Genomic DNA, 17,580 nt, shown 5'->3' on the forward strand with positions numbered 1-17,580 from the left:
GTCGTGTCGTCAGCCGCGCACCGACCGTTCGTGACGGATCGACCGGCGCTGGTCAGTCCGCGGTGGCGCGGAAGTCGGCGAGGATCGACAGCACGTGGGCGATCTGCTCGGGGCCGCGGACGCGGTAGGCGGCCGAGGTCGTGCCGGGACCGCTCTTGACGCCGACGTCACCGGTGCCGAGCACCGCGAAGGCGTCCTCGTCGGTGACGTCGTCGCCGGCGTAGAGCACGGCGGTCGCGCCGGTGTAGCGGCGCAGGTGCTGCACGGCCTCGCCCTTGGTGGTCGAGCGGACCGAGAACTCGAGGACGTTCTTGCCCTCGCGGACCGTGACCCCCTCGACCTCGGCGCGCGCCTCCGACAGGGCGACGACGTGCGCGACACGGCTGTGCCGGTCGGTGGCCAGGCGGGTGTGCAGGGCGAAGCCGGCCGGCTTGTCCTCGATCCAGACGTTGTCGATCCCGCGGGCGATGCCCTTCAGGACGTCCTCAAGGACGCCGACCTTCGCCAACTCGGTCTCGTCGAGGCGGACGGCGTCGTCGCCCGGGTCCAGGCGGATCTCGATGCCGTGCGAGCCGACCAGCAGCGCCTCGTCCGGCAGCTGCGCGACCTCCTCGAGGCTGCCGAGCGCGCGGCCGGAGACCAGCGCGACGCGGGTGCCGGGCAGCGCGAGCAGTCGGAGGACCGCCTCGCGCGCCTCGGGCAGGGCGCGGGCGTGCGCCGGGTCGTCGACCTCGGGAGCGAGCGTCCCGTCGAAGTCCAGGGCCACCAGCAGGCGTCCGGTCGCCGCCAGCTCGTGCAGCGCGGCGACGAGGCGGTCGGGCACTCCGGGCAGGTGCTCGCCGGGGGTCGGCATGACGGCGGTCATCGCGACGCCTCCGCCTCGTCGCGGCGGGCGTCCTGGTGGTGCGCGTCCTCGGCGGCGCGTCCGCGGACGCCGTCCTCGTGGTGCTCCGCCTCCTGGCCGAGCGGCGCCTCCTGGCCGCGCGCGGCCGGGTGCACGTCGAGCTGCTGGCCCGCAGCGTGCTCGCTCAGCGCATCGAGGAAGCTCGCCGACCAGCGCGAGACGTCGTTCTCGAGCACGCGGCGGCGCAGCGCCCGCATCCGGCGGGTGCGCTCGGCACGCGGCATCCGGGCGGCGCTCTCGATCGCGTCCTTGAGGCCGGAGATGTCGTGCGGGTTGATCTGGACGGCCTGCTTGAGCTCGTCGGCCGCTCCGGTGAACTCGCTCAGCACGAGCACGCCGTCGTTGTCGAAGCGGGAGGCGACGTACTCCTTCGCGACCAGGTTCATCCCGTCGCGCAGCGCCGTCACCAGCATCACGTCGGCGGCGAGGTAGAGGGCGACCATCTCCTCGCGCGGGTAGCCGTGGTGCAGGTAGCTGATCGCCGGGTTGCCGATCGTGCCGTAGTCGCCGTTGATCCGGCCGACCTGCAGCTCAATGTCGTCGCGCAGCTGCTTGTAGGTCTCGACCCGCTCGCGGCTCGGGCTCGCGACCTGCACGAGCACCGCGTCCTTGGTGCTGAGCCGGCCGTCGGCGAGCAGCTCGCCGAACGCCTTCAGCCGGTGGCCGATGCCCTTGGTGTAATCGAGGCGGTCGACGCCGAGCATGACGGTCTCGGGATCGCCCAGGTCGGAGCGGATCTGGCGCGCCCGCTCCTGGATCTCGGGGGTGCGCGCCATCGCCTCGAAGGCGGCGGAGTCGATCGAGATCGGGAAGTGCCGGGCGACGACCGGGCGGACGCTGGCGCCGCGGCGCGAGCGGTTGACCCGCCGGGTGCCGTCCACCGCGTCGTCCTCGACCGGCACCTCGACGACGGTGCTGCGGGTGTCGTAGCCGAGCAGGCGGCGGACCGCGCGGAGGAAGCTGCCCGCGTCGCCCTGGCGCTGGAAGCCGATCACGTCGGCACCGAGCAGGCCCTCGACGATCTGCTTGCGCCACGGGAGCTGGGCGAAGATGCCGTAGGGCGGGAACGGGATGTGGTTGAAGAAGCCGATCGTGACGTCCGGCCGCAGCTCGCGGAGCATCTTCGGCACCAGCTGCAGCTGGTAGTCCTGCACCCAGACCACGCCGTCCTGCTCGGTGACCGCGGCGGCGGCCTCGGCGAAGCGGCGGTTCACCCGCACGTAGGCGTCCCACCACTCGCGGTGGTAGGTGGGCGGCGCGATCACGTCGTGGTACAGCGGCCAGAGGGTGTCGTTGGAGAAGCCCTCGTAGTAGTCCTCGAGCTCCTGGGCGCTGAGGGCGACCGGGACGATCAGCACGCCGTCGTTCTCGAACGGCGCGACCTCCTCGTCCGCGACCCCGGGCCAGCCGACCCAGGCGCCCTCGTTGGCCCGCATCACGGGCTCGAGCGCGGTGACCAGCCCGCCGGGCGAGGTCTTCCACGAGGCCGTGCCGTCGGCGTCGACGACGCGGTCGACGGGGAGGCGGTTGGAGACGACGACGAACGCGTTGCGCGCTCCGGCGGTGTGGTCGGCGGCGGCTGGAGTCGTCTCGTCGGCGCTGTCCTCGAGGGGTGCGGGGGCGGAGGCGGAGTGCGGAGGAATGGTGGTCCCGATCGTCGGTCGTGCCCGTCTTCGTACCCGCCGAGGCTACCAGCCGCACTCGAACGGGGGCCGGGCTCAGCCCTGGGCGAGGGCGAGCGCGAGCACCGCGCCGCCGACGGTCGGCACCACCGCGACGGCACCGAGCAGCGCGTACTGCCGCCAGGAGATGGTCACGCCGAGCGCGGTCAGTCGCTGGTGCCAGAGCAGGGTGGCGAGCGAGGCCCACGGGGTGATCAGCGGACCGGCGTTCACGCCGATCAGCAGGGCGACCAGGCGCACCGGGTCGGCGGCGACCGGCTCGAGCGCGAGGTAGGCGGGCAGGTTGTCGACGAGGTTCGCGGCGACGACACCGGAGCCCGCGAGCCGGAGCAGCTCGCCCACGCCGCTCCCGTCGCCCGCGACCACGGCGAGCGCCGCTCCGAGGCCGAGCTGGTGCGCCGTCTCCATCACGACGAAGAGACCGGAGGCGAAGACGACCAGCTGCCACGGCAGCAGCGAGACCTTCAGCGCGGTCGGCCGCCGCACCGCGAAGAGCACCACGAGGGCGAGCGCCGCGACGGTCGCGGGGATCCACACCTCGAGCCCGGAGACGAGGGCGGGCAGCAGCAGCGCGACGACGACGCCGGCGCCGATCAGCAGGACGCGGTCCTCGACCGGGGTCCGCTCCCCCGTCCGGTAGCGGCCGGCCAGCTCGCGGCGGTAGCGGATCGCGAGCACGAGCACCGGGATCACGGCGGCGACGAGCGCGGGCGCGGCGGTCAGCGCGGCGAAGGCGAGCGGCCCGTCGACGCCGAGCCGCCTCTCTGCCAGGAGGTTGGTGAGGTTCGACACAGGGAGCAGCAGGGAGGCGCAATTGGCGAGCCAGACGGTCGCCATCGCGAACGGCAGCGGCGACACCCGGACGTGCGCGGCGAGCAGTACGACGACCGGTGTGAGCAGCACGGCGGTCGTGTCGAGGGAGAGGAAGACGGTGCTGACGATCGCCATCGCGACCACCAGGAGCCAGAGCAGAGCGGTCCGCCCGCGGCCCCAGATCGCCGCCCGCTCCGCCACGACCGTGAAGACTCCGGCCTCGGAGGCCAGCTCCGCCACCACGGTGACGGCGACCACGAAGGCGAGGATCGGCGCCGTGCGCTCGACCAGCTCGCCGAGCGCGTCCATCGGCAGGACCCCGGTGAGGGCGGCGATCACGCCGAGCACGAGGAGCACCGCCCCGATCACAGCCGTGCGCATCTCGTACCCGTTCTCCTCGGTGCCCGCCGCGGCCCGGCGCCGAGCAGCGGTTCACCGTAGCGGGCAGGACCGACGACGGAGCCGTCCGATGGCCGTCGGCGGTGTCAACCGTTGGGAGGGAACGGGGCCGGGCCACTAGCGTCGTGGTGAACACAGGAGGCAATCGATGCGCAAGTTCATCCTCAATTCCAGCGTCATCAGCGCGATCGTCGGAGGCTGGTCCATCCTGCAGACGACGCGCAAGGGTCCGCGCGACTGGCGGCTGGCCCTGCAGTGGGTCAGCTGGGCGATCGCTCTCGCGGTCGCCATCGGCTCGGTCTCCTACGACTCGAAGGAGCTCGTCAAGGAGCAGAACGGCAAGAAGCGCGACCGCTGACCGCCTTCTGACACGCCGCGCGCCACCGGCCGCGGCGTGTCAGCGCGCTCCGGCGCCGTCGCCCCTGGACACTGGAGGTCCAGCACGCGGCACGGGAAACGGGGTTCGTCATGAGGTTTCGTCTGAGGCGCCGTCAGCCGGCGCCCGAGGTCGTCGCGGCCCCCGCGCTCACGCAGGACGAGCTCTTCGCCGTCGTGCACGAGCGCCTCTCCGCCTTCGTCGGCGCCGAGGGCGCCTGGGTCGTCACCCGGCGCAGTCACGACGACCGCGACCCGATCTTCCACGGGATGCTCGCCCGGTCGCTCGCCCACGAGCTGTCCGCCGCCATCCAGTCCGAGCAGCTGCGCGCCGGCGTCGAGGCCACCGCCAACCCGGTCACCTCCGCCATCCCCGTGATGCGCGCCTCCACTCCCCCCGTCACCGCGGAGCCGGCCGCCCCCGTCGCTGAGCCCGCCGCCCTCACCTGGGACCCGAAGCCCATCGCCGTCTGGGCCGAGCCCGACGCCGCGTCCGTCGCGTCCCCGGCCGACGCCACCCGCTGACCCGCCGGGCCTCGATACGCCGCTCCGCGGCTACTCGACCACCATGGGATGCCGCCGCCTCGCCGGCATGCTCCGACCCATGCTGATCGGGTGGCCCTCGCAGAGGGCGCCACTCATGCTGATCGAGTAGCCCTCGCAGAGGGCGCCACTCATGCTGATCGAGTAGCCCTCGCAGGGGGCGTATCGAGATCCCGCGCCCGTCAGAGCAGGTCGAGGATGTCGTTCTTCAGCGCCTCCGCGCGGGGGCCGAAGACCGCCTGCACGCTCTCGCCGACCTCCAGCACGCCGGCCGCGCCGAGAGCCTTCAGCCGCGCGGGATCGACCAGCGCCCGGTCGCCGACCTGGACGCGCAGCCGCGTGATGCACGCGTCGACGTGGACGAGGTTGCCGCGCCCGCCGAAGGCCGCGATGAGCGACTCGGCCTCGGACTCCGGCGGAGCGTCCGCCGCGGAGATCGGCTCCGCCGCGACCGCGACGGGTTCACCCTCGTCCACTCCGGAGACGACCTCCTCCCGCCCCGGTGTGCGCAGGTTCCACCTCCTGATCACCACCCGGAACAGCAGGTAGTACACGGCGAAGTACACGACGCCCATCACCACGAGCAGCCCGACGTTCTTCGCAGCCGGCGCCGTGCCGTAGAGAAGCAGGTCGACGAGCCCGGCGGAGAACGAGAAGCCGAGATGGATGTCGAGGAGGTCAGCGATCGCGAGGGACAGCCCGGTCAGCACGGCGTGCACGACGTAGAGCGGGAACGCCGCGAACATGAACGCGAACTCCAGCGGCTCCGTGATGCCGGTGAGGAAGGCGGTCAGCCCGGCCGCACCGAGGATTCCGATCGCGGCCGCGCGCTGCGAGCGGTTCGACACGTGGATCATCGCCAGCGCCGCCGCCAGGAGTCCGAACATGAGCACCGGGTAGAAGCCCGAGGTGAGCGCGCCGGCCGTCGGGTCGCCCGCGGCGAACCGGGTCAGCTCCCCCGTGACGACGCCGCCGTCGGCGTTCGTGTACGAGCCCTGGAGGAACCAGACGTACGAGTTGAGGATGTGGTGCAGCCCCAGCGGGATCAGCATGCGGTTGGCGAAGCCGTAGATGAAGGCGCCGAGCGCCCCGGTGCCGCCGATGAAGGCGCCGAGACCGGTGAGGCCGGACTCGAAGACCGGATAGAACCAGCTCAGACCGAAGCCGACGACGAGGCACGCGAGTGAGACGACGATCGGGACGAACCGCCGGCCGCTGAAGAACCCGAGGTAGGCGGGGAGCTCGATGGTGTGGAACCGGTCGAACAGCACGGCCGTGAGCAGACCGACCACGATCCCGCCGAAGACGCTGTAGTCGATCTGCGCCTGGTCGCCGGCGGCCGTCGTCCGCCCCGCCAGGACGATCGGTGACAGGACGGTGAAGACCTTCGCGAGCACGAGGTGGCCGACGACGGCCGCGAGGGCGGTCGAGCCGTCCGGCTTCCTGGTGAAGCCGATGGCGACACCGACGGCGAACAGCAGCGCCAGGTTCTCGAAGAGCGCGCCGCCCGCCGCGCTCATCGCCTGGAAGAACGGACCGAGGACGGGCAGATCGATCCGCCCGAGCAGGTCGGGCTGTCCGATCCGGAGGAGGAGCCCGGCGGCGGGGAGCACCGCGATCGGGAGCATGAGGCTCTTGCCGAGGCGCTGCAGACCCGCGAAGCCCGGGAGGACGAGGCGACGGCGGGAGGCGGGCGTGCTCCGAGGACGGGTGGTCATGTGGAGAGCAGAGGATCACCGGCGAGGACGGACGCGCCGTCCTCCGCGAGGGCGTCGACGTGGTCCGCGGTCCGCTCCAGCACGACCACGGGCACCACCGTCGGGAGTCCCGCGGCGAGGATCGCCGGGACGTCGTACTCCAGGACCGGGGCCCCGGCGTCGACGCGGTCACCCTTGGCGGCGAGGACCGTGAAGCCGGCGCCCTTCAGCCCCACCGTGTCGATCCCGAGGTGGACGAGCACCGCTCGTCCGCTGTCCGCGACGACCACGAACGCGTGCGGCAGCACCTGGAGCAGGACGCCGCGGACCGGCGAGAGGACCTCGACGCGCTCCGCGGGAGGCTCGATCGCCATCCCCGCTCCCATCACGCCGGCCGCGAAGAGCTGATCGGGGACGGCTGAGAGGGGCACGGCGCGCCCGGCGAGTGGGGACAGGACGACGACCACGGAGACTCCCTCGAACCGGAGACCGGATTGTACTCGGCACCGGTCGCCGATCAGAGTAGGTCGGAGCGGAGCCCGGCCGTGCTGTGGCGCGAAACGCCCTGCGCGCCCGCCGCCGGGTCTCGATACGCCGCTCCGCAGCTACTCGACCAGCATCTCTCCCATGCTGATCGAGTAGCCCTCGCAGAGGGCGTATCGAGATCCCGCGCGCTCAGACCGCCGGCCAGCTCTCCGGGCCCTCGCTGCCGGCCGGGTACTCGTCCAGCGGCACGTCGTCGGCGCGCCAGGCGTCGATCGCGGGCTGGACGATGCGCCAGCACTCCTCGGCCGCGTCGCCGCGGACCGAGAGCGACGGGTCGTCGTCGAGGATCCCGGAGATGACCTCGCCGTAGGCCAGCAGCTCCCCCGCACCGAAGGTCGCCTCGAGCGACGCGCGCTCGAGCGTGTAGGGGTCGCCCGGGCCGTTGATGTTCAGCTCCAGCGCCATCTGGTCCGGCGCGAGGAACAGCCGCAGCACCGACGCCTCCGCCGTCCCGTGGAAGCCGGCCGGCAGGTGCGGCACCGGCTTGAAGCGGATGACGATCTCGCGCCGCCGCTCCCCCAGCGCCTTGCCCGAGCGCAGCGTGAACGGCACGCCCGCCCAGCGCCAGGTGTCGATCTCGACGGTCAGCTCGGCCAGCGTCTCGGTCTTGCGCGACGGGTCGACGCCCTTCTCGTCCGTGTAAGCGGGGAGCTCGCGCCCGTCGACCGAGCCGGCGGTGTAGCGCGCCCGACGCGAGTTCGCACTCAGGTCCTCGCCGTGCAGCCGCGTCGCCCGCAGCACGATACCCTTGGCGTCGCGCAGGTCCGCCGCGCCGAGGGTCGACGGCGGCTCCATCGCGACGACCGCCAGCACCTGCAGCAGGTGGCTCTGGATCATGTCGATCAGCGCACCCGCGCCGTCGTAGTAGCCCGCGCGCCCCTCGAGGCCCAGCTGCTCGTCGTAGACGATCGCGACGCTCTCGATGTGCTCCGCGGACCACAGCGGCTCGAGGATCCGGTTCGCGAAGCGCAACCCGAGCAGGTTCATGACGGTCGCACGGCCGAGGAAGTGGTCGACGCGGTGCACGCGGTCCTCGGGGACGAGCGCCGCGACGCGCGCGTTCAGGTCCCGAGCGCTCTTCTCGTCGGTGCCGAACGGCTTCTCGAGCGCGAGGACCGTCCCCTCCGGCAGCTCGTGCGCGGCGAGCGCGTCGCAGGCCTTCGCGGCGACGGCGGGCGGCAGGGCGAAGTAGATCGCGACGGGTCCCTCGCAGCTCGCGAGCAGCGCGGCGAGCGCCTCCGGATCCGTCACGTCCACCTGCTGGTAGCGCGTGCCCGAGACGAGGGCGTCGATGCCGGCGCCCGAGGCGGTCTCCGTGGCGAACGACGTGGACACCACCTCGTGCCAGTGCTCCTGCGTCCAGTCCTCCTGACCGGCGCCGACGAGGTGCAGGCGGCGATCGGGCTCGCGGGTCAGGAGCTGACCGACAGCGGGGAGGAGGAGGCGGGCGGACAGGTCGCCCGTCGCACCGAGGATGAGCAGCGTGTGGACCGACTGAGGCATGCGCCACACCCTACGGCGCCTCCGCCGACCGTTTCCCGGCCTTGACGGCGGCGTGTCCGGGTCGGCGGTCCGCGGTGCTCGCAGGAGCGCCCAGCGTTCTGCTGCCAGGATCAGCGCATGGTCTCCCCGATCGAGGACTACGCCGTCCTCTCCGACTGCCGCACCGCCGCTCTCGTCTCCCGTGACGGCGGCATCGACTGGCTCTGCCTCCCCCGCTTCGACTCCGCCTCGATCTTCGGCGCGCTCCTCGGCGGTGACGACCAGGGCCGCTGGTCGCTCCGGCCGGTGGACGCGGACGCCACCGTGGAGCGGCACTACCTCGGCGACACCCTCGCCCTCGTCACCACCTGGACCACCGCGACCGGCGTCGCCGAGGTCACCGACGTGATGCCGCTCCGTGACGACCGCGCCGAGCTGGTCCGCCGCGTGAAGGGCGTCTCCGGCTCGGTGCGGATGCGCCAGGAGCTGCGGATCCGGTTCGACTACGCCCGCACGATGCCGTGGGTGCGCCAGGAGGGGACGGACGAGGATCCGCTGCTGGTCGCCGTCGCCGGCCCCGACGCGGTCGTCGTCCGCGGCGTGCGCCTCTCGGCGACCGACCACGTGCACTCCGCCGAGTTCGACGTCGCAGCCGGCGAGACGGTCGACCTCTCGATGGCCTGGTTCCCCTCGCACCAGCGCGCCCCGAAGGTGCTCGACGTCGACAAGGCGATCGAGCGCACGGTCCGCTGGTGGACGGACTGGGCCGGCGCGATCCGCTACGACGGCCCGCACCGCGAGGCCGTGGTCCGCTCTCTGCTCACGCTGCGCGCCCTCACCGACGACCAGACCGGCGGCATCGTCGCCGCCGCGACCACCTCCCTCCCCGAGGAGTTCGGCGGCAGCCGCAACTGGGACTACCGCTACGTCTGGCTCCGCGACGCGTCCCTCACCCTCGAGGCCCTGCTCGCGCACGGCTTCGAGAAGGAGGCGCAGAAGTGGCGCGCCTGGCTGCTCCGGGCGGTCGCCGGCTCGCCGGAGGACGTGCAGATCATGTATGGCCTCGCAGGCGAGCGCGACCTGGCCGAGCGGGAGATGCCGAGCCTGCCCGGCTACGACGGCGCCTCCCCCGTCCGGATCGGCAACGCGGCCGTCGACCAGTACCAGGCCGACGTGATCGGCGAGGTGATGGTGGCGCTGCACGAGGCGCGCGTGGCCGGAGTGGACGAGACCGAGTTCTCCTGGCCACTGCAGCGCGCGCTGCTCGGCTTCGTCGAGAGCAACTGGCAGCGGCCCGACAACGGCATCTGGGAGATCCGCGGCGAGCCGAGGCACTTCACCCACTCCCGGGTCATGGTCTGGGCGGCGCTGGACCGCGGCGTCCGCGCCGTCCGCGAGCACGGGCTCGACGGCCCGGTCGAGACCTGGGAGCGGCTGCGCGACACCGTCCGCGCCGAGATCGAGGAGCAGGGCTTCGACTCCGAGCGCGGCCACTACGTGCAGTCCTACGGCTCCACCGAGGTGGACGCCTCGCTGCTCGTGCTGCCGATGGTCGGCTTCGTCGCCGCGGACGACCCGCGGATGCTCGGCACGGTCGCCGAGCTCGAGCGGGCGCTGATGCACGACGGCCTGCTGCACCGCTACCGCACGGAGTCCTCGGTCGACGGCCTGGCCGGCGGTGAGCATCCCTTCCTGGCCTGCTCGTTCTGGCTGGTCCGGCAGTACGCCGACTCCGGCCGTCTCGACGACGCCCGCACGCTGATGGACCGCCTCGTCGGGCTCTGCAACGACGTCGGCCTGCTCTCGGAGGAGTACGACGTCGAGAACCGGCGCCACGCGGGCAACACCCCGCAGGCGCTCTCGCACCTCGCGCTGGTCCAGGCCGCCGACGCGATCGCGCGGCACCGATGAGCGCCCGGGCCGCGCGCGCAGCCTCCCCGCGAAGGCGCCGCCGTCCGCTCCGGATCGTCCTCCTGAGCCTGGGCGCGCTCCTCACGGTCGCGGTCCTCGGCTTCCTGACCTGGTCCTCGATCGTGATGGGCCCCGATCCGGAGGCGCTCGCCCGCGTCGACGCGGACCCCGCGGTCGCCGTCGAGCGCACCGACACCGCGATCGTGCTCACCCCGACGGACGACGCGGGCACCGACCTCGACGGCGTCGGCCTCGTCTTCGTCCCCGGCGCCAAGGTCGACGCGGCCTCCTACGAGGCGACCCTCGCGCCGCTCGTCGAGGAGGGCGCGAGCGTCGTGATCACCCGGCCGATCCTCAATCTGGCGTTCTTCGACCTGCGCTCGCTCGAGAGCTTCACGGCGCAGGCCGACGGCGTCGACGAGTGGCTGGTCGGCGGCCACTCCCTGGGCGGCGTGAAGGCCTGCCAGTGGGGCGAGGACCCCGAGGTCGCGGGCCTCGTGCTCTTCGGCAGCTACTGCGCGAACGACCTGTCCGCGTCGGGACTGCCCGTGCTGAGCGTGAGCGGCTCGGAGGACGGCCTGAGCACCCCGGAGAAGGTCGCCGCGGCGAGCGACCGGCTGCCCGCCGACGCGCGCTTCGTCGAGATCGACGGGTCGAACCACGCCGACTTCGGCTGGTACGGCCCGCAGCCGGGCGACGGCACCGCCACGATCAGCCACGAGGAGGCCGACGCGCAGATCGCCGAGGCGCTGCTCACCTTCGCGGGCGAGCGCGGCTAGGCCCGGTCGCGCCCGCCGTGGCGGTCAGTCGTGCCGGCGGCCGTCGCGGTCCGGCGTCTCGCGGAGGTCGATCAGCCCGGTGAAGAGCGCGCCGCGCTCGTTGGACTGCTGGTCGCCCGAGAACAGGTTGTCCGGCGCCGACTTCGTGCGGCTGCGCGGTGCGGGGGCGGTGCCCGCCTCCTCGTGCTGCATCTCCACGCGCTGGCGCGGCAGGGCGATCGGGTCGCTCTCGTGCAGCCAGCTCACCAGCCCCTCGCGGACGTAGCAGCGCAGGTCGAAGAGCGTCGGAGCGTCCTTCGCGGTGACGAGCACGCGGATCCGGACGTAGCCGCCGACCGCGTCGGTGACCTGCAGGACGCTGACCCGCTGGTCCCAGAGGTCGGTCTCCTCGAGGATCCGGTGCAGCTCGGTGCGCATCTCGTCGGGGCGCACGCGCCAGTCCAGATCGAGCTCGACGGCGCCGAGCAGCTCGGAGCCGGTGCGGGTCCAGTTCTGGAACGGCTGGGTGGTGAAGTAGTTGGTCGGCAGCACCAGGCGGCGGTCGTCCCAGAGGTGCACGACCACGTAGGTCAGGGTGATCTCCTCGATCCGGCCCCACTCGTTCTCGACGATGACCACGTCGTCCAGGCGGATCGCGTCGCTGAAGGCGAGCTGCATCCCCGCGAAGATGTTGGTCAGGCTCGACTGCGCGGCGAGACCGGCGACGATCGAGAGCACACCGGCCGAGGCCAGCAGGGAGGCTCCGGCGGTCCGCGCCTCGGGGAAGGTCAGCAGCGAGGCGCCGATCGCGATCACGACGACGGCCGCGACGGCCACCCGCCGGATGATCGTCATCTGGGTGCGCAGGCGGCGAGCCCGCCGGTTGTCGGCGGTGTCGGTGCGGTAGCGCTCGGCGCCCAGGTCCTCGAGGAAGACGAAGGTCGCGCCGACCAGCCAGGCTGCGGCGCCGATCGTGGCGATCTGGAAGATCCTGTCGACGAGCCCCGGCCAGGTGTCACCGGAGACGGTGGCGGCGAGCGCGGCCCAGACGGCGATCGTGAGCAGCAGCACCCGGAACGGGATGCGCACCCGGCGGATCAGCAGCCGGGCCCACGTCTTGCGCTTGCCGATCGAGCGGATGATCAGCGCCACGACCGCGGTCACGACGACGGCGATCACGACGGCGATCAGCACGGCGAGGGCGATGGAGCCGACTTCCTGCAGGGCGTCTTCTGGCACGGCGGTCCTTTCGGGTGGGGGAAGGGGCGCGCACCATCGAGCGGATCGGACGAAGAGGGCAGCCTCCCACGGACGCGGCGGGGAGCGCACGGGGCGACGCCGCACGTTGCGGGGATGCCCAGGCGGAGCGCGACGACGTCGGACGCTCCGGAAACGACGAAACGCCCGCCGGAGTGGCGGGCGTCTCGATGTGGTGCACCCCCTCGGACTTGAACCGAGAACCCACTGATTAAGAGTCAGTTGCTCTGCCGATTGAGCTAGAGGTGCGTGGTGACCGGCGAATCGTGCGTGCCGAACCGAGGGATCACATTACCAGCGCCCACCCCCGTTTCGTCAAATCGACACTCGCGCCATGCTGATCGAGTAGCCCGCGCAGCGGGCGTATCGAGATCCAGCGTGCTCCGAGGGGCGGGTCTCGATACGCGCTGTGCGCTACTCGACCAGCATGCAGTGCGCCCCTCCGCCAGGGGCGCTCAGTATCGTGGACGCGTGACCCTCGACGACGACCTCCGCCTCGCCCTCCGCCTCGCCGACGCCGCCGACGCGATCTCGCGCGAGCGCTTCCTCGCCCTCGACCTCGTCGTGGACACCAAGCCCGACAGCACGCCCGTCTCGGATGCGGACCGCGCCGTCGAGGAGGCGATCCGCGCGCTCCTCGCCTCCGAGCGCCCCGACGACGCGATCCTCGGCGAGGAGTTCGGCACCTCCGGCGAGGCCTCGCGCCAGTGGATCCTCGACCCGATCGACGGCACGGCGCACTTCGTCCGCGGCGTCCCGATCTGGGCCACCCTCATCGCGCTGGCGATCGACGGCGTCCCGGTGGTCGGCGTCGTCTCGGCCCCCGCCCTCGGCAAGCGCTGGTGGGCCTCCCAGGGCGCCGGCGCCTGGGTGGACGAGAGCCGCGCTCCCCTGGGCAGCCTCGACCTGCCGGACGGCCTGCGCGGCGTCCTGGTCGCCCCCGCCGCCGAGGAGCCGCGCCGGCTCCAGGTCTCCGGAGTCGCGTCCCTCGCCGACGCCACCTTCAGCTACAACAGCATCCAGCAGTGGGACGGCGCCGGCCGGCTCGAGCAGCTGCTGGAGCTCGCGCGCACGGTCTGGCGCGACCGGGCCTACGGCGACGCCTGGCCCTACATGCTGGTCGCCGAGGGCCTCATCGACGGCGCGGGCGAGTTCGACGTGAAGCCCTACGACCTCGCCGCCCTGGTCCCGATCGTCCAGGAGGCGGGCGGCCGCTTCACCTCCGCCGACGGCGAGGACGGCCCCTGGCACGGCAGCGCCGTCGCGACCAACGGCCTCCTGCACGACGAGGTCCTCGCGATCGCCGCCCGCCGATGAGCCGGCGCTCGGCGCTCCTCGCGGCGGCACTCCTCACCGCTGTGCTCCCGCTCGCGGCGTGCTCGTCCGTCGTCGGCTCCGACGATCCGGCAGCGCTCCGCGACGAGGGCGGCACGGTCACCACCGCGGGCGTCGTCGACGCCTTCTCTGTGGCGAAGGGCGACTGCCTCCGGGAGCCGGACGACGACCGCGTCGCCGACTTCGAGGCCGTCCCCTGCGCGGACAGCCACGACCTCGAGGTCTTCCACGTCTTCGCGCAGCCCGGCGACGACTACACCAGCCGCAACACCCTGCTGGCGCAGGCGGACGCCGGCTGCGAGCCCGAGTTCGGCGCGGTGATGGGCATCGCCTACGGCGACTCCGCCCTCGAGTACCGCAGCTTCGTCCCGTCCGAGGTCAGCTGGCGCCACGGCGACCGCGCCGTGCTCTGCGCCGTCTTCGACCCGGCGACCGGCGAGACCACGGGCAGCCTCTTCGGCGCCGCGCGCTGACGACCAGCCCGGACGCCCGCCGTCCGGGTCAATCCCCTCCGCGCCTCGATTGACAGGTTCGCGGCGCACGCGCACTGTGGGAGGACGATCACACACGATCGGCGAACGGCTCGGGGGTGCCGCGAAGCGCTGCAGGAGTCGAAGATGCACGAGCACGCAGGAGACGTTCCGGAGAGCGCGGAGCCGGAGCGCTCGGCGACGGCGGAGCACGAGTTCCGGCCGGCGGACAGCCTCTTCACCCGGCTGCAGCGGCAGTGCGCGCTGCTCTCGGCGGCGGAGGCGCTGGCCGACTCGACCGAGGACTCCGTCCGGCGCTGGTCCCGGCTGATCCACGACTACGCGCTGACCTCGGACCGGGTCGTGTCGGTGCACGGCGGCGCCGAGGAGGCCGTCCTGGGCTGGCTGAAGCCCCGCGGCGTCGTCGCCCTCCTGGTCACGGAGGAGTGCGCGGACGACCATGCCGTCGAGCACCTGGCTGCCGCTCTCGCGGCGATGAACGCGGTGACGCTGACCGTCGACGACGAGCGCGCCGAGCGCCTCGCACCGCTCACGCAGGCACTCGCGCGGATGCTCCCGAGCGGATTCGCCGAGCTGCCCCTCGATGCCCACGCGCACTACCCGGAGGGAGCGATGGCGACGGTCGTCACGCCCGAGAACCTCTACCGCGCGTGGACGCCTCCCGAGACGCTCCAGGGGCCCGAGAACGGCGCTGAACGCGACGACGACGAGCGCCTCGCGCTGCTGACCCTCTACGGCCGCGTCCGCCAGCTGGACGTGCGTCCGGAGTGACGGCTCGGACCGACGGCAGCTCGGAGCAACGGCGGCGCGGAGCGGCAGCGGCTCGGGGCAGCAGCTCCACGTGTGCGACGACGACCGGTGGTGGAGATGGGGGGAATCGAACCCCCGTCCATCGCTGTGATTCTGCGCCTTCTACGGGTGTAGCCAGTGAGAGCGTTCTACTCGGCCCCGACCGTTACCACTGGCGCATCGGTCGACGGGCCCAGCCCGAGTGCAAGTCCCGCGTCGCCCTCAGGCGTAACGACGCAGCAAGTCCTCTAGATGACGCCAGGATCCGGGGCGAGGACGCACCCACGGGCTGACGGACTATCTACTCTGGCTTAGGCAGCGAGAGCGAAGTCGGTGCGCTTCTGTTCGGCACCTGTGTTTTTCAGAGATCGTTAACGAGATAACCCTGAATCCTCGACCCGCTTCTCGCAGTTTCGCAGGCAATGTCGAAACCGATCATCCCCGCGAGCACTCACCGGCACTGAGCCTTGGCCGACACTGGGCCGGGTGGAGTGGGTCGTCGTCGCACACTGTGGAGTTACGAGAGAAGAGTCTACCTCGTCGCGCGGGCGGTGACCCGTCGACGGCGCAGATCGAGCAGTCCGAGCACGAGGGCGAGTGCGATCAGCCCGAGGGTGACGAAGTAGCCGTTGCGGAAGGCGTCGTGGTACCGGTCGAGCCCCTCCGCCATCCCCGCCTCGCTGGCGAGGGTGGCGAAGAAGATCGCCGAGGCGCAGGCCGTGCCGACCGCGGTGCCGACGCGCTGACCGAGCTGGCCGACCGAGCCCGCCACGCCGCCCTGCTCGGGCGAGATCTCGGCGAGCGTCAGCGTCTGGTTCGGCGAGACGACGAAGCCGCCGCCCGCGCCGGCGACGAGCATCGCCGCCCCCATCCCGTAGGCGGCCGTCTCGGCCGGCAGGAGCTCGGCCGCCAGCAGCACCAGCGTGAAGCCGATGACGACGAGCACGATGCCCAGCACGACGAGGGCGCGACCGTAGCGCTGGACGAGCTTGCCGCCGTACCAGGCGGTCACCGCCGAGGTCAGCGCGAACGGGATGCTGACCATGCCCGCGAACACCGGCGCGAGGCCGAGGCCCTGCTGGAGGAAGAGCGTCGTCAGCAGGAAGGTCGCCGGGATGGCCGCGAAGTAGGAGGTCGCGACCAGGATCCCGTTGCGGTACGAGCTGGTGCGGAAGATCCGGAAGTCGATGACCGGGGTGCGGTCCTTCGCGGCGTAGTGCGCCTCCCACTTCACGAAGGCGTACGCGGCGACGACCGCCAGCAGCAGCCAGAACCAGCGGAACGGCGAGTCCGTCGAGGCACCGGTGGTCAGCAGGAACGGCAGCATGAAGGCGAAGATCGTCACGCCCAGCAGCAGCAGGCCGACCGGGTCGAGCGAGGTGTCGCCCTGCGGTGTGCGCTGCACCTTCGGCAGCAGCTTCCAGGCGAAGACCAGCGCGGCGATGCCGAGCGGGATGTTCATCCAGAACAGCAGCCGCCAGCCGTCCTGCTCGCCACCGATCGCGATGAGCAGGCCGCCCAGGGTCGGCCCGAACGCCGTGGAGAGGCCGATCACGGCGCCGAAGACGCCGAAGGCGCGGGCCCGTGCAGCCCCGGTGAACAGCTGCTGCACCAGGCCGAGCACCTGCGGCATCTGGATGCCGGCGGCGATGCCCTGGACGAAGCGGGCGACGACGAGGAGCTCGATCGTCGGCGCGACGGCGCAGAGCAGGCTCGCGAGCGTGAATGCGGTGAGGCCGACGAGGAACAGCAGGCGCCGCGACTTGATGTCGCCGAGCCGTCCGGAGGGAACGAGCGAGAGACCGAACGCGAGCGCGTAGCCGGCGACGATCAGCTGCAGCTGGCTCGGATCGGCCGAGAGCGACTTCTCGATCGAGGGCAGCCCGACGTTGACCTTCGAGAGGTCGAGGATCGTGAAGGCGGCGACCGACACCGCGACCGCGAAGGCCCGCCAGCGCGTCCTCTCCTCCGCGGCAGTGGGCGGCGCGTCGGGGGCACTGTCGGGAGAGGTCACGTCCTCCAGTCTCTCAGGACCGGAGCGCGCGCCTCCCCCGCTTGCGGGACATCGGCGCGGACGGCCTACTCGCCCATGCGGCGGCGGGTGGACATGGCGCGGTCGGCCTCGCGGCGGTCCTGGCGCTCGCGGAGCACCTGGCGCTTGTCGTAGTCCTTCTTGCCCTTCGCGACCGCGAGCTCGACCTTGGCCTTGCCGTCGCTGAAGTAGAGCGAGAGCGGGATCAGCGTGTACCCACCCTCCTTCACCTTGTTGTGGATCTTGAGGATCTGCGCCTTGTGCAGCAGCAGCTTGCGCTTCCGGCGCGGCGGGTGGTTCGTCCAGGTGCCCTGGGCCCACTCGTTGATGTGCACGGCGTCGAGCCACGCCTCACCGCCGTCGACGAAGGCATAGCCGTCGACCAGCGACGCGCGGCCGTTGCGGAGCGACTTGACCTCGGTGCCCGAGAGCACGAGTCCCGCCTCGTAGGTGTCCTCGATGAGGTAGTCGTGGCGCGCCTTGCGATTGGTCGCGACGACCTTCTGTCCCTGTTCCCTGGGCACGGCTGCTCCTTCGGTCCGAGAGCGATGGTGGGCCGCCCCGAT

Annotated in this window: 16 protein-coding genes, 1 tRNA gene and 1 other RNA gene; 7 read left to right on the top strand and 11 right to left on the bottom strand. The window is 72.2% G+C overall.

Annotated features, from left to right (window positions below; translation table 11 throughout):
- Window positions 1-52: 52 nt before the first annotated feature.
- From otsB to EDF36_RS17885, 3 genes are all read right to left on the bottom strand, one after another.
- Window positions 53-865: a trehalose-phosphatase gene (gene otsB, locus EDF36_RS17875; protein WP_123734026.1), complete on the bottom strand. Its 813-nt coding sequence runs from the start codon at window positions 863-865 to the stop codon at window positions 53-55.
- Window positions 862-2,547 carry a trehalose-6-phosphate synthase gene (locus EDF36_RS17880; RefSeq protein WP_123734027.1) on the bottom strand — a complete coding sequence of 562 codons (1,686 nt, stop codon included), beginning with the start codon at window positions 2,545-2,547 and terminating at the stop codon, window positions 862-864. The genes otsB and EDF36_RS17880 overlap by 4 nt, the downstream gene beginning before the upstream one ends.
- A 75-nt stretch (window positions 2,548-2,622) precedes the next feature.
- On the bottom strand, window positions 2,623-3,780 hold the full coding sequence (locus tag EDF36_RS17885) for an SLC13 family permease (RefSeq protein ID WP_123734028.1): 1,158 nt from the start codon (window positions 3,778-3,780) through the stop codon (window positions 2,623-2,625).
- A gap of 166 nt (window positions 3,781-3,946) precedes the next feature.
- Between EDF36_RS17885 and EDF36_RS17890 the strand changes: the two genes are divergently transcribed.
- Window positions 3,947-4,156 carry a hypothetical protein gene (locus EDF36_RS17890; RefSeq protein ID WP_123447985.1) on the top strand — a complete coding sequence of 70 codons (210 nt, stop codon included), beginning with the start codon at window positions 3,947-3,949 and terminating at the stop codon, window positions 4,154-4,156.
- 110 nt (window positions 4,157-4,266) lie between these two features.
- The gene (locus tag EDF36_RS17895; protein WP_123734029.1) at window positions 4,267-4,698 is read left to right on the top strand and encodes a hypothetical protein; all 432 of its coding nucleotides are present in this window, start codon (window positions 4,267-4,269) and stop codon (window positions 4,696-4,698) included.
- A 200-nt stretch (window positions 4,699-4,898) separates the two neighbouring features.
- Here the strand turns inward: EDF36_RS17895 and EDF36_RS17900 are convergent, their stop codons facing one another.
- The 3 genes from EDF36_RS17900 to EDF36_RS17910 form a co-directional block, all read right to left on the bottom strand.
- On the bottom strand, window positions 4,899-6,434 hold the full coding sequence (locus tag EDF36_RS17900; RefSeq protein ID WP_221181686.1) for a PTS transporter subunit EIIC: 1,536 nt from the start codon (window positions 6,432-6,434) through the stop codon (window positions 4,899-4,901).
- Window positions 6,431-6,880: a PTS glucose transporter subunit IIA gene (locus tag EDF36_RS17905; protein ID WP_123734030.1), complete on the bottom strand. Its 450-nt coding sequence runs from the start codon at window positions 6,878-6,880 to the stop codon at window positions 6,431-6,433. The genes EDF36_RS17900 and EDF36_RS17905 overlap by 4 nt, the downstream gene beginning before the upstream one ends.
- 208 nt (window positions 6,881-7,088) lie before the next feature.
- Window positions 7,089-8,462 carry a glucose-6-phosphate dehydrogenase gene (locus EDF36_RS17910; RefSeq protein WP_185020538.1) on the bottom strand — a complete coding sequence of 458 codons (1,374 nt, stop codon included), beginning with the start codon at window positions 8,460-8,462 and terminating at the stop codon, window positions 7,089-7,091.
- A 117-nt stretch (window positions 8,463-8,579) separates the two neighbouring features.
- On the opposite strand from EDF36_RS17910, the gene EDF36_RS17915 reads away from it, so the two are divergent.
- Together EDF36_RS17915 and EDF36_RS17920 are read left to right on the top strand one after the other, a co-directional pair.
- A complete protein-coding gene (locus EDF36_RS17915; RefSeq protein WP_123734032.1) occupies window positions 8,580-10,352 on the top strand; it encodes a glycoside hydrolase family 15 protein in 1,773 nt (590 codons plus the stop codon).
- Window positions 10,349-11,131, top strand: coding sequence for an alpha/beta hydrolase (locus EDF36_RS17920; RefSeq protein WP_123734033.1), 783 nt, complete (start codon window positions 10,349-10,351; stop codon window positions 11,129-11,131). Before EDF36_RS17915 ends, EDF36_RS17920 begins: the two co-directional genes overlap by 4 nt.
- 24 nt (window positions 11,132-11,155) lie before the next feature.
- Here EDF36_RS17920 and EDF36_RS17925 read toward each other — a convergent pair whose 3' ends face one another.
- Both EDF36_RS17925 and EDF36_RS17930 read right to left on the bottom strand, forming a co-directional pair.
- Window positions 11,156-12,349 (bottom strand): mechanosensitive ion channel family protein, encoded by a 1,194-nt coding sequence (locus EDF36_RS17925; protein ID WP_123734034.1) that lies wholly within the window; start codon window positions 12,347-12,349, stop codon window positions 11,156-11,158.
- Between the two features lie 191 nt (window positions 12,350-12,540).
- Window positions 12,541-12,616 (bottom strand) — tRNA-Lys (locus tag EDF36_RS17930).
- A 222-nt stretch (window positions 12,617-12,838) separates the two neighbouring features.
- Between EDF36_RS17930 and EDF36_RS17935 the strand changes: the two genes are divergently transcribed.
- From EDF36_RS17935 to EDF36_RS17945, 3 genes are all read left to right on the top strand, one after another.
- Window positions 12,839-13,684 carry an inositol monophosphatase family protein gene (locus EDF36_RS17935; protein WP_123734035.1) on the top strand — a complete coding sequence of 282 codons (846 nt, stop codon included), beginning with the start codon at window positions 12,839-12,841 and terminating at the stop codon, window positions 13,682-13,684.
- Window positions 13,681-14,175, top strand: coding sequence for a septum formation family protein (locus tag EDF36_RS17940; RefSeq protein ID WP_123447994.1), 495 nt, complete (start codon window positions 13,681-13,683; stop codon window positions 14,173-14,175). The genes EDF36_RS17935 and EDF36_RS17940 overlap by 4 nt, the downstream gene beginning before the upstream one ends.
- Before the next feature lie 144 nt (window positions 14,176-14,319).
- Complete coding sequence (locus tag EDF36_RS17945; protein WP_123734036.1) at window positions 14,320-14,964, top strand: hypothetical protein; 645 nt, start codon at window positions 14,320-14,322, stop codon at window positions 14,962-14,964.
- Between the two features lie 88 nt (window positions 14,965-15,052).
- Here the strand turns inward: EDF36_RS17945 and ssrA are convergent.
- The 3 genes from ssrA to smpB form a co-directional block, all read right to left on the bottom strand.
- Window positions 15,053-15,425, bottom strand: a transfer-messenger RNA (tmRNA) gene (ssrA, locus tag EDF36_RS17950).
- 89 nt (window positions 15,426-15,514) lie between these two features.
- Window positions 15,515-16,996: an MFS transporter gene (locus EDF36_RS17955; protein WP_311316356.1), complete on the bottom strand. Its 1,482-nt coding sequence runs from the start codon at window positions 16,994-16,996 to the stop codon at window positions 15,515-15,517.
- 65 nt (window positions 16,997-17,061) lie between these two features.
- Window positions 17,062-17,538 carry an SsrA-binding protein SmpB gene (gene smpB, locus EDF36_RS17960; RefSeq protein WP_123447996.1) on the bottom strand — a complete coding sequence of 159 codons (477 nt, stop codon included), beginning with the start codon at window positions 17,536-17,538 and terminating at the stop codon, window positions 17,062-17,064.
- Between the last annotated feature and the right edge of the window lie 42 nt (window positions 17,539-17,580).

This window comes from Rathayibacter sp. PhB152 (genome assembly GCF_003751395.1).
GTDB lineage: Bacteria > Actinomycetota > Actinomycetes > Actinomycetales > Microbacteriaceae > Rathayibacter > Rathayibacter festucae.

What these genes read in the sequence shown, in the direction of transcription:
- EDF36_RS17900 (WP_221181686.1), bottom strand. Translation starts at nt 6,434, where the DNA reads ATGACCACCCGTCCTCGGAGCACGCCCGCCTCCCGCCGTCGCCTCGTC.
- EDF36_RS17910 (WP_185020538.1), bottom strand. Translation starts at nt 8,462, where the DNA reads ATGCCTCAGTCGGTCCACACGCTGCTCATCCTCGGTGCGACGGGCGAC.
- otsB (WP_123734026.1), bottom strand. Translation starts at nt 865, where the DNA reads ATGACCGCCGTCATGCCGACCCCCGGCGAGCACCTGCCCGGAGTGCCC.
- EDF36_RS17915 (WP_123734032.1), top strand. Translation starts at nt 8,580, where the DNA reads ATGGTCTCCCCGATCGAGGACTACGCCGTCCTCTCCGACTGCCGCACC.
- EDF36_RS17945 (WP_123734036.1), top strand. Translation starts at nt 14,320, where the DNA reads ATGCACGAGCACGCAGGAGACGTTCCGGAGAGCGCGGAGCCGGAGCGC.
- EDF36_RS17885 (WP_123734028.1), bottom strand. Translation starts at nt 3,780, where the DNA reads ATGCGCACGGCTGTGATCGGGGCGGTGCTCCTCGTGCTCGGCGTGATC.
- EDF36_RS17895 (WP_123734029.1), top strand. Translation starts at nt 4,267, where the DNA reads ATGAGGTTTCGTCTGAGGCGCCGTCAGCCGGCGCCCGAGGTCGTCGCG.
- EDF36_RS17890 (WP_123447985.1), top strand. Translation starts at nt 3,947, where the DNA reads ATGCGCAAGTTCATCCTCAATTCCAGCGTCATCAGCGCGATCGTCGGA.
- EDF36_RS17940 (WP_123447994.1), top strand. Translation starts at nt 13,681, where the DNA reads ATGAGCCGGCGCTCGGCGCTCCTCGCGGCGGCACTCCTCACCGCTGTG.
- EDF36_RS17920 (WP_123734033.1), top strand. Translation starts at nt 10,349, where the DNA reads ATGAGCGCCCGGGCCGCGCGCGCAGCCTCCCCGCGAAGGCGCCGCCGT.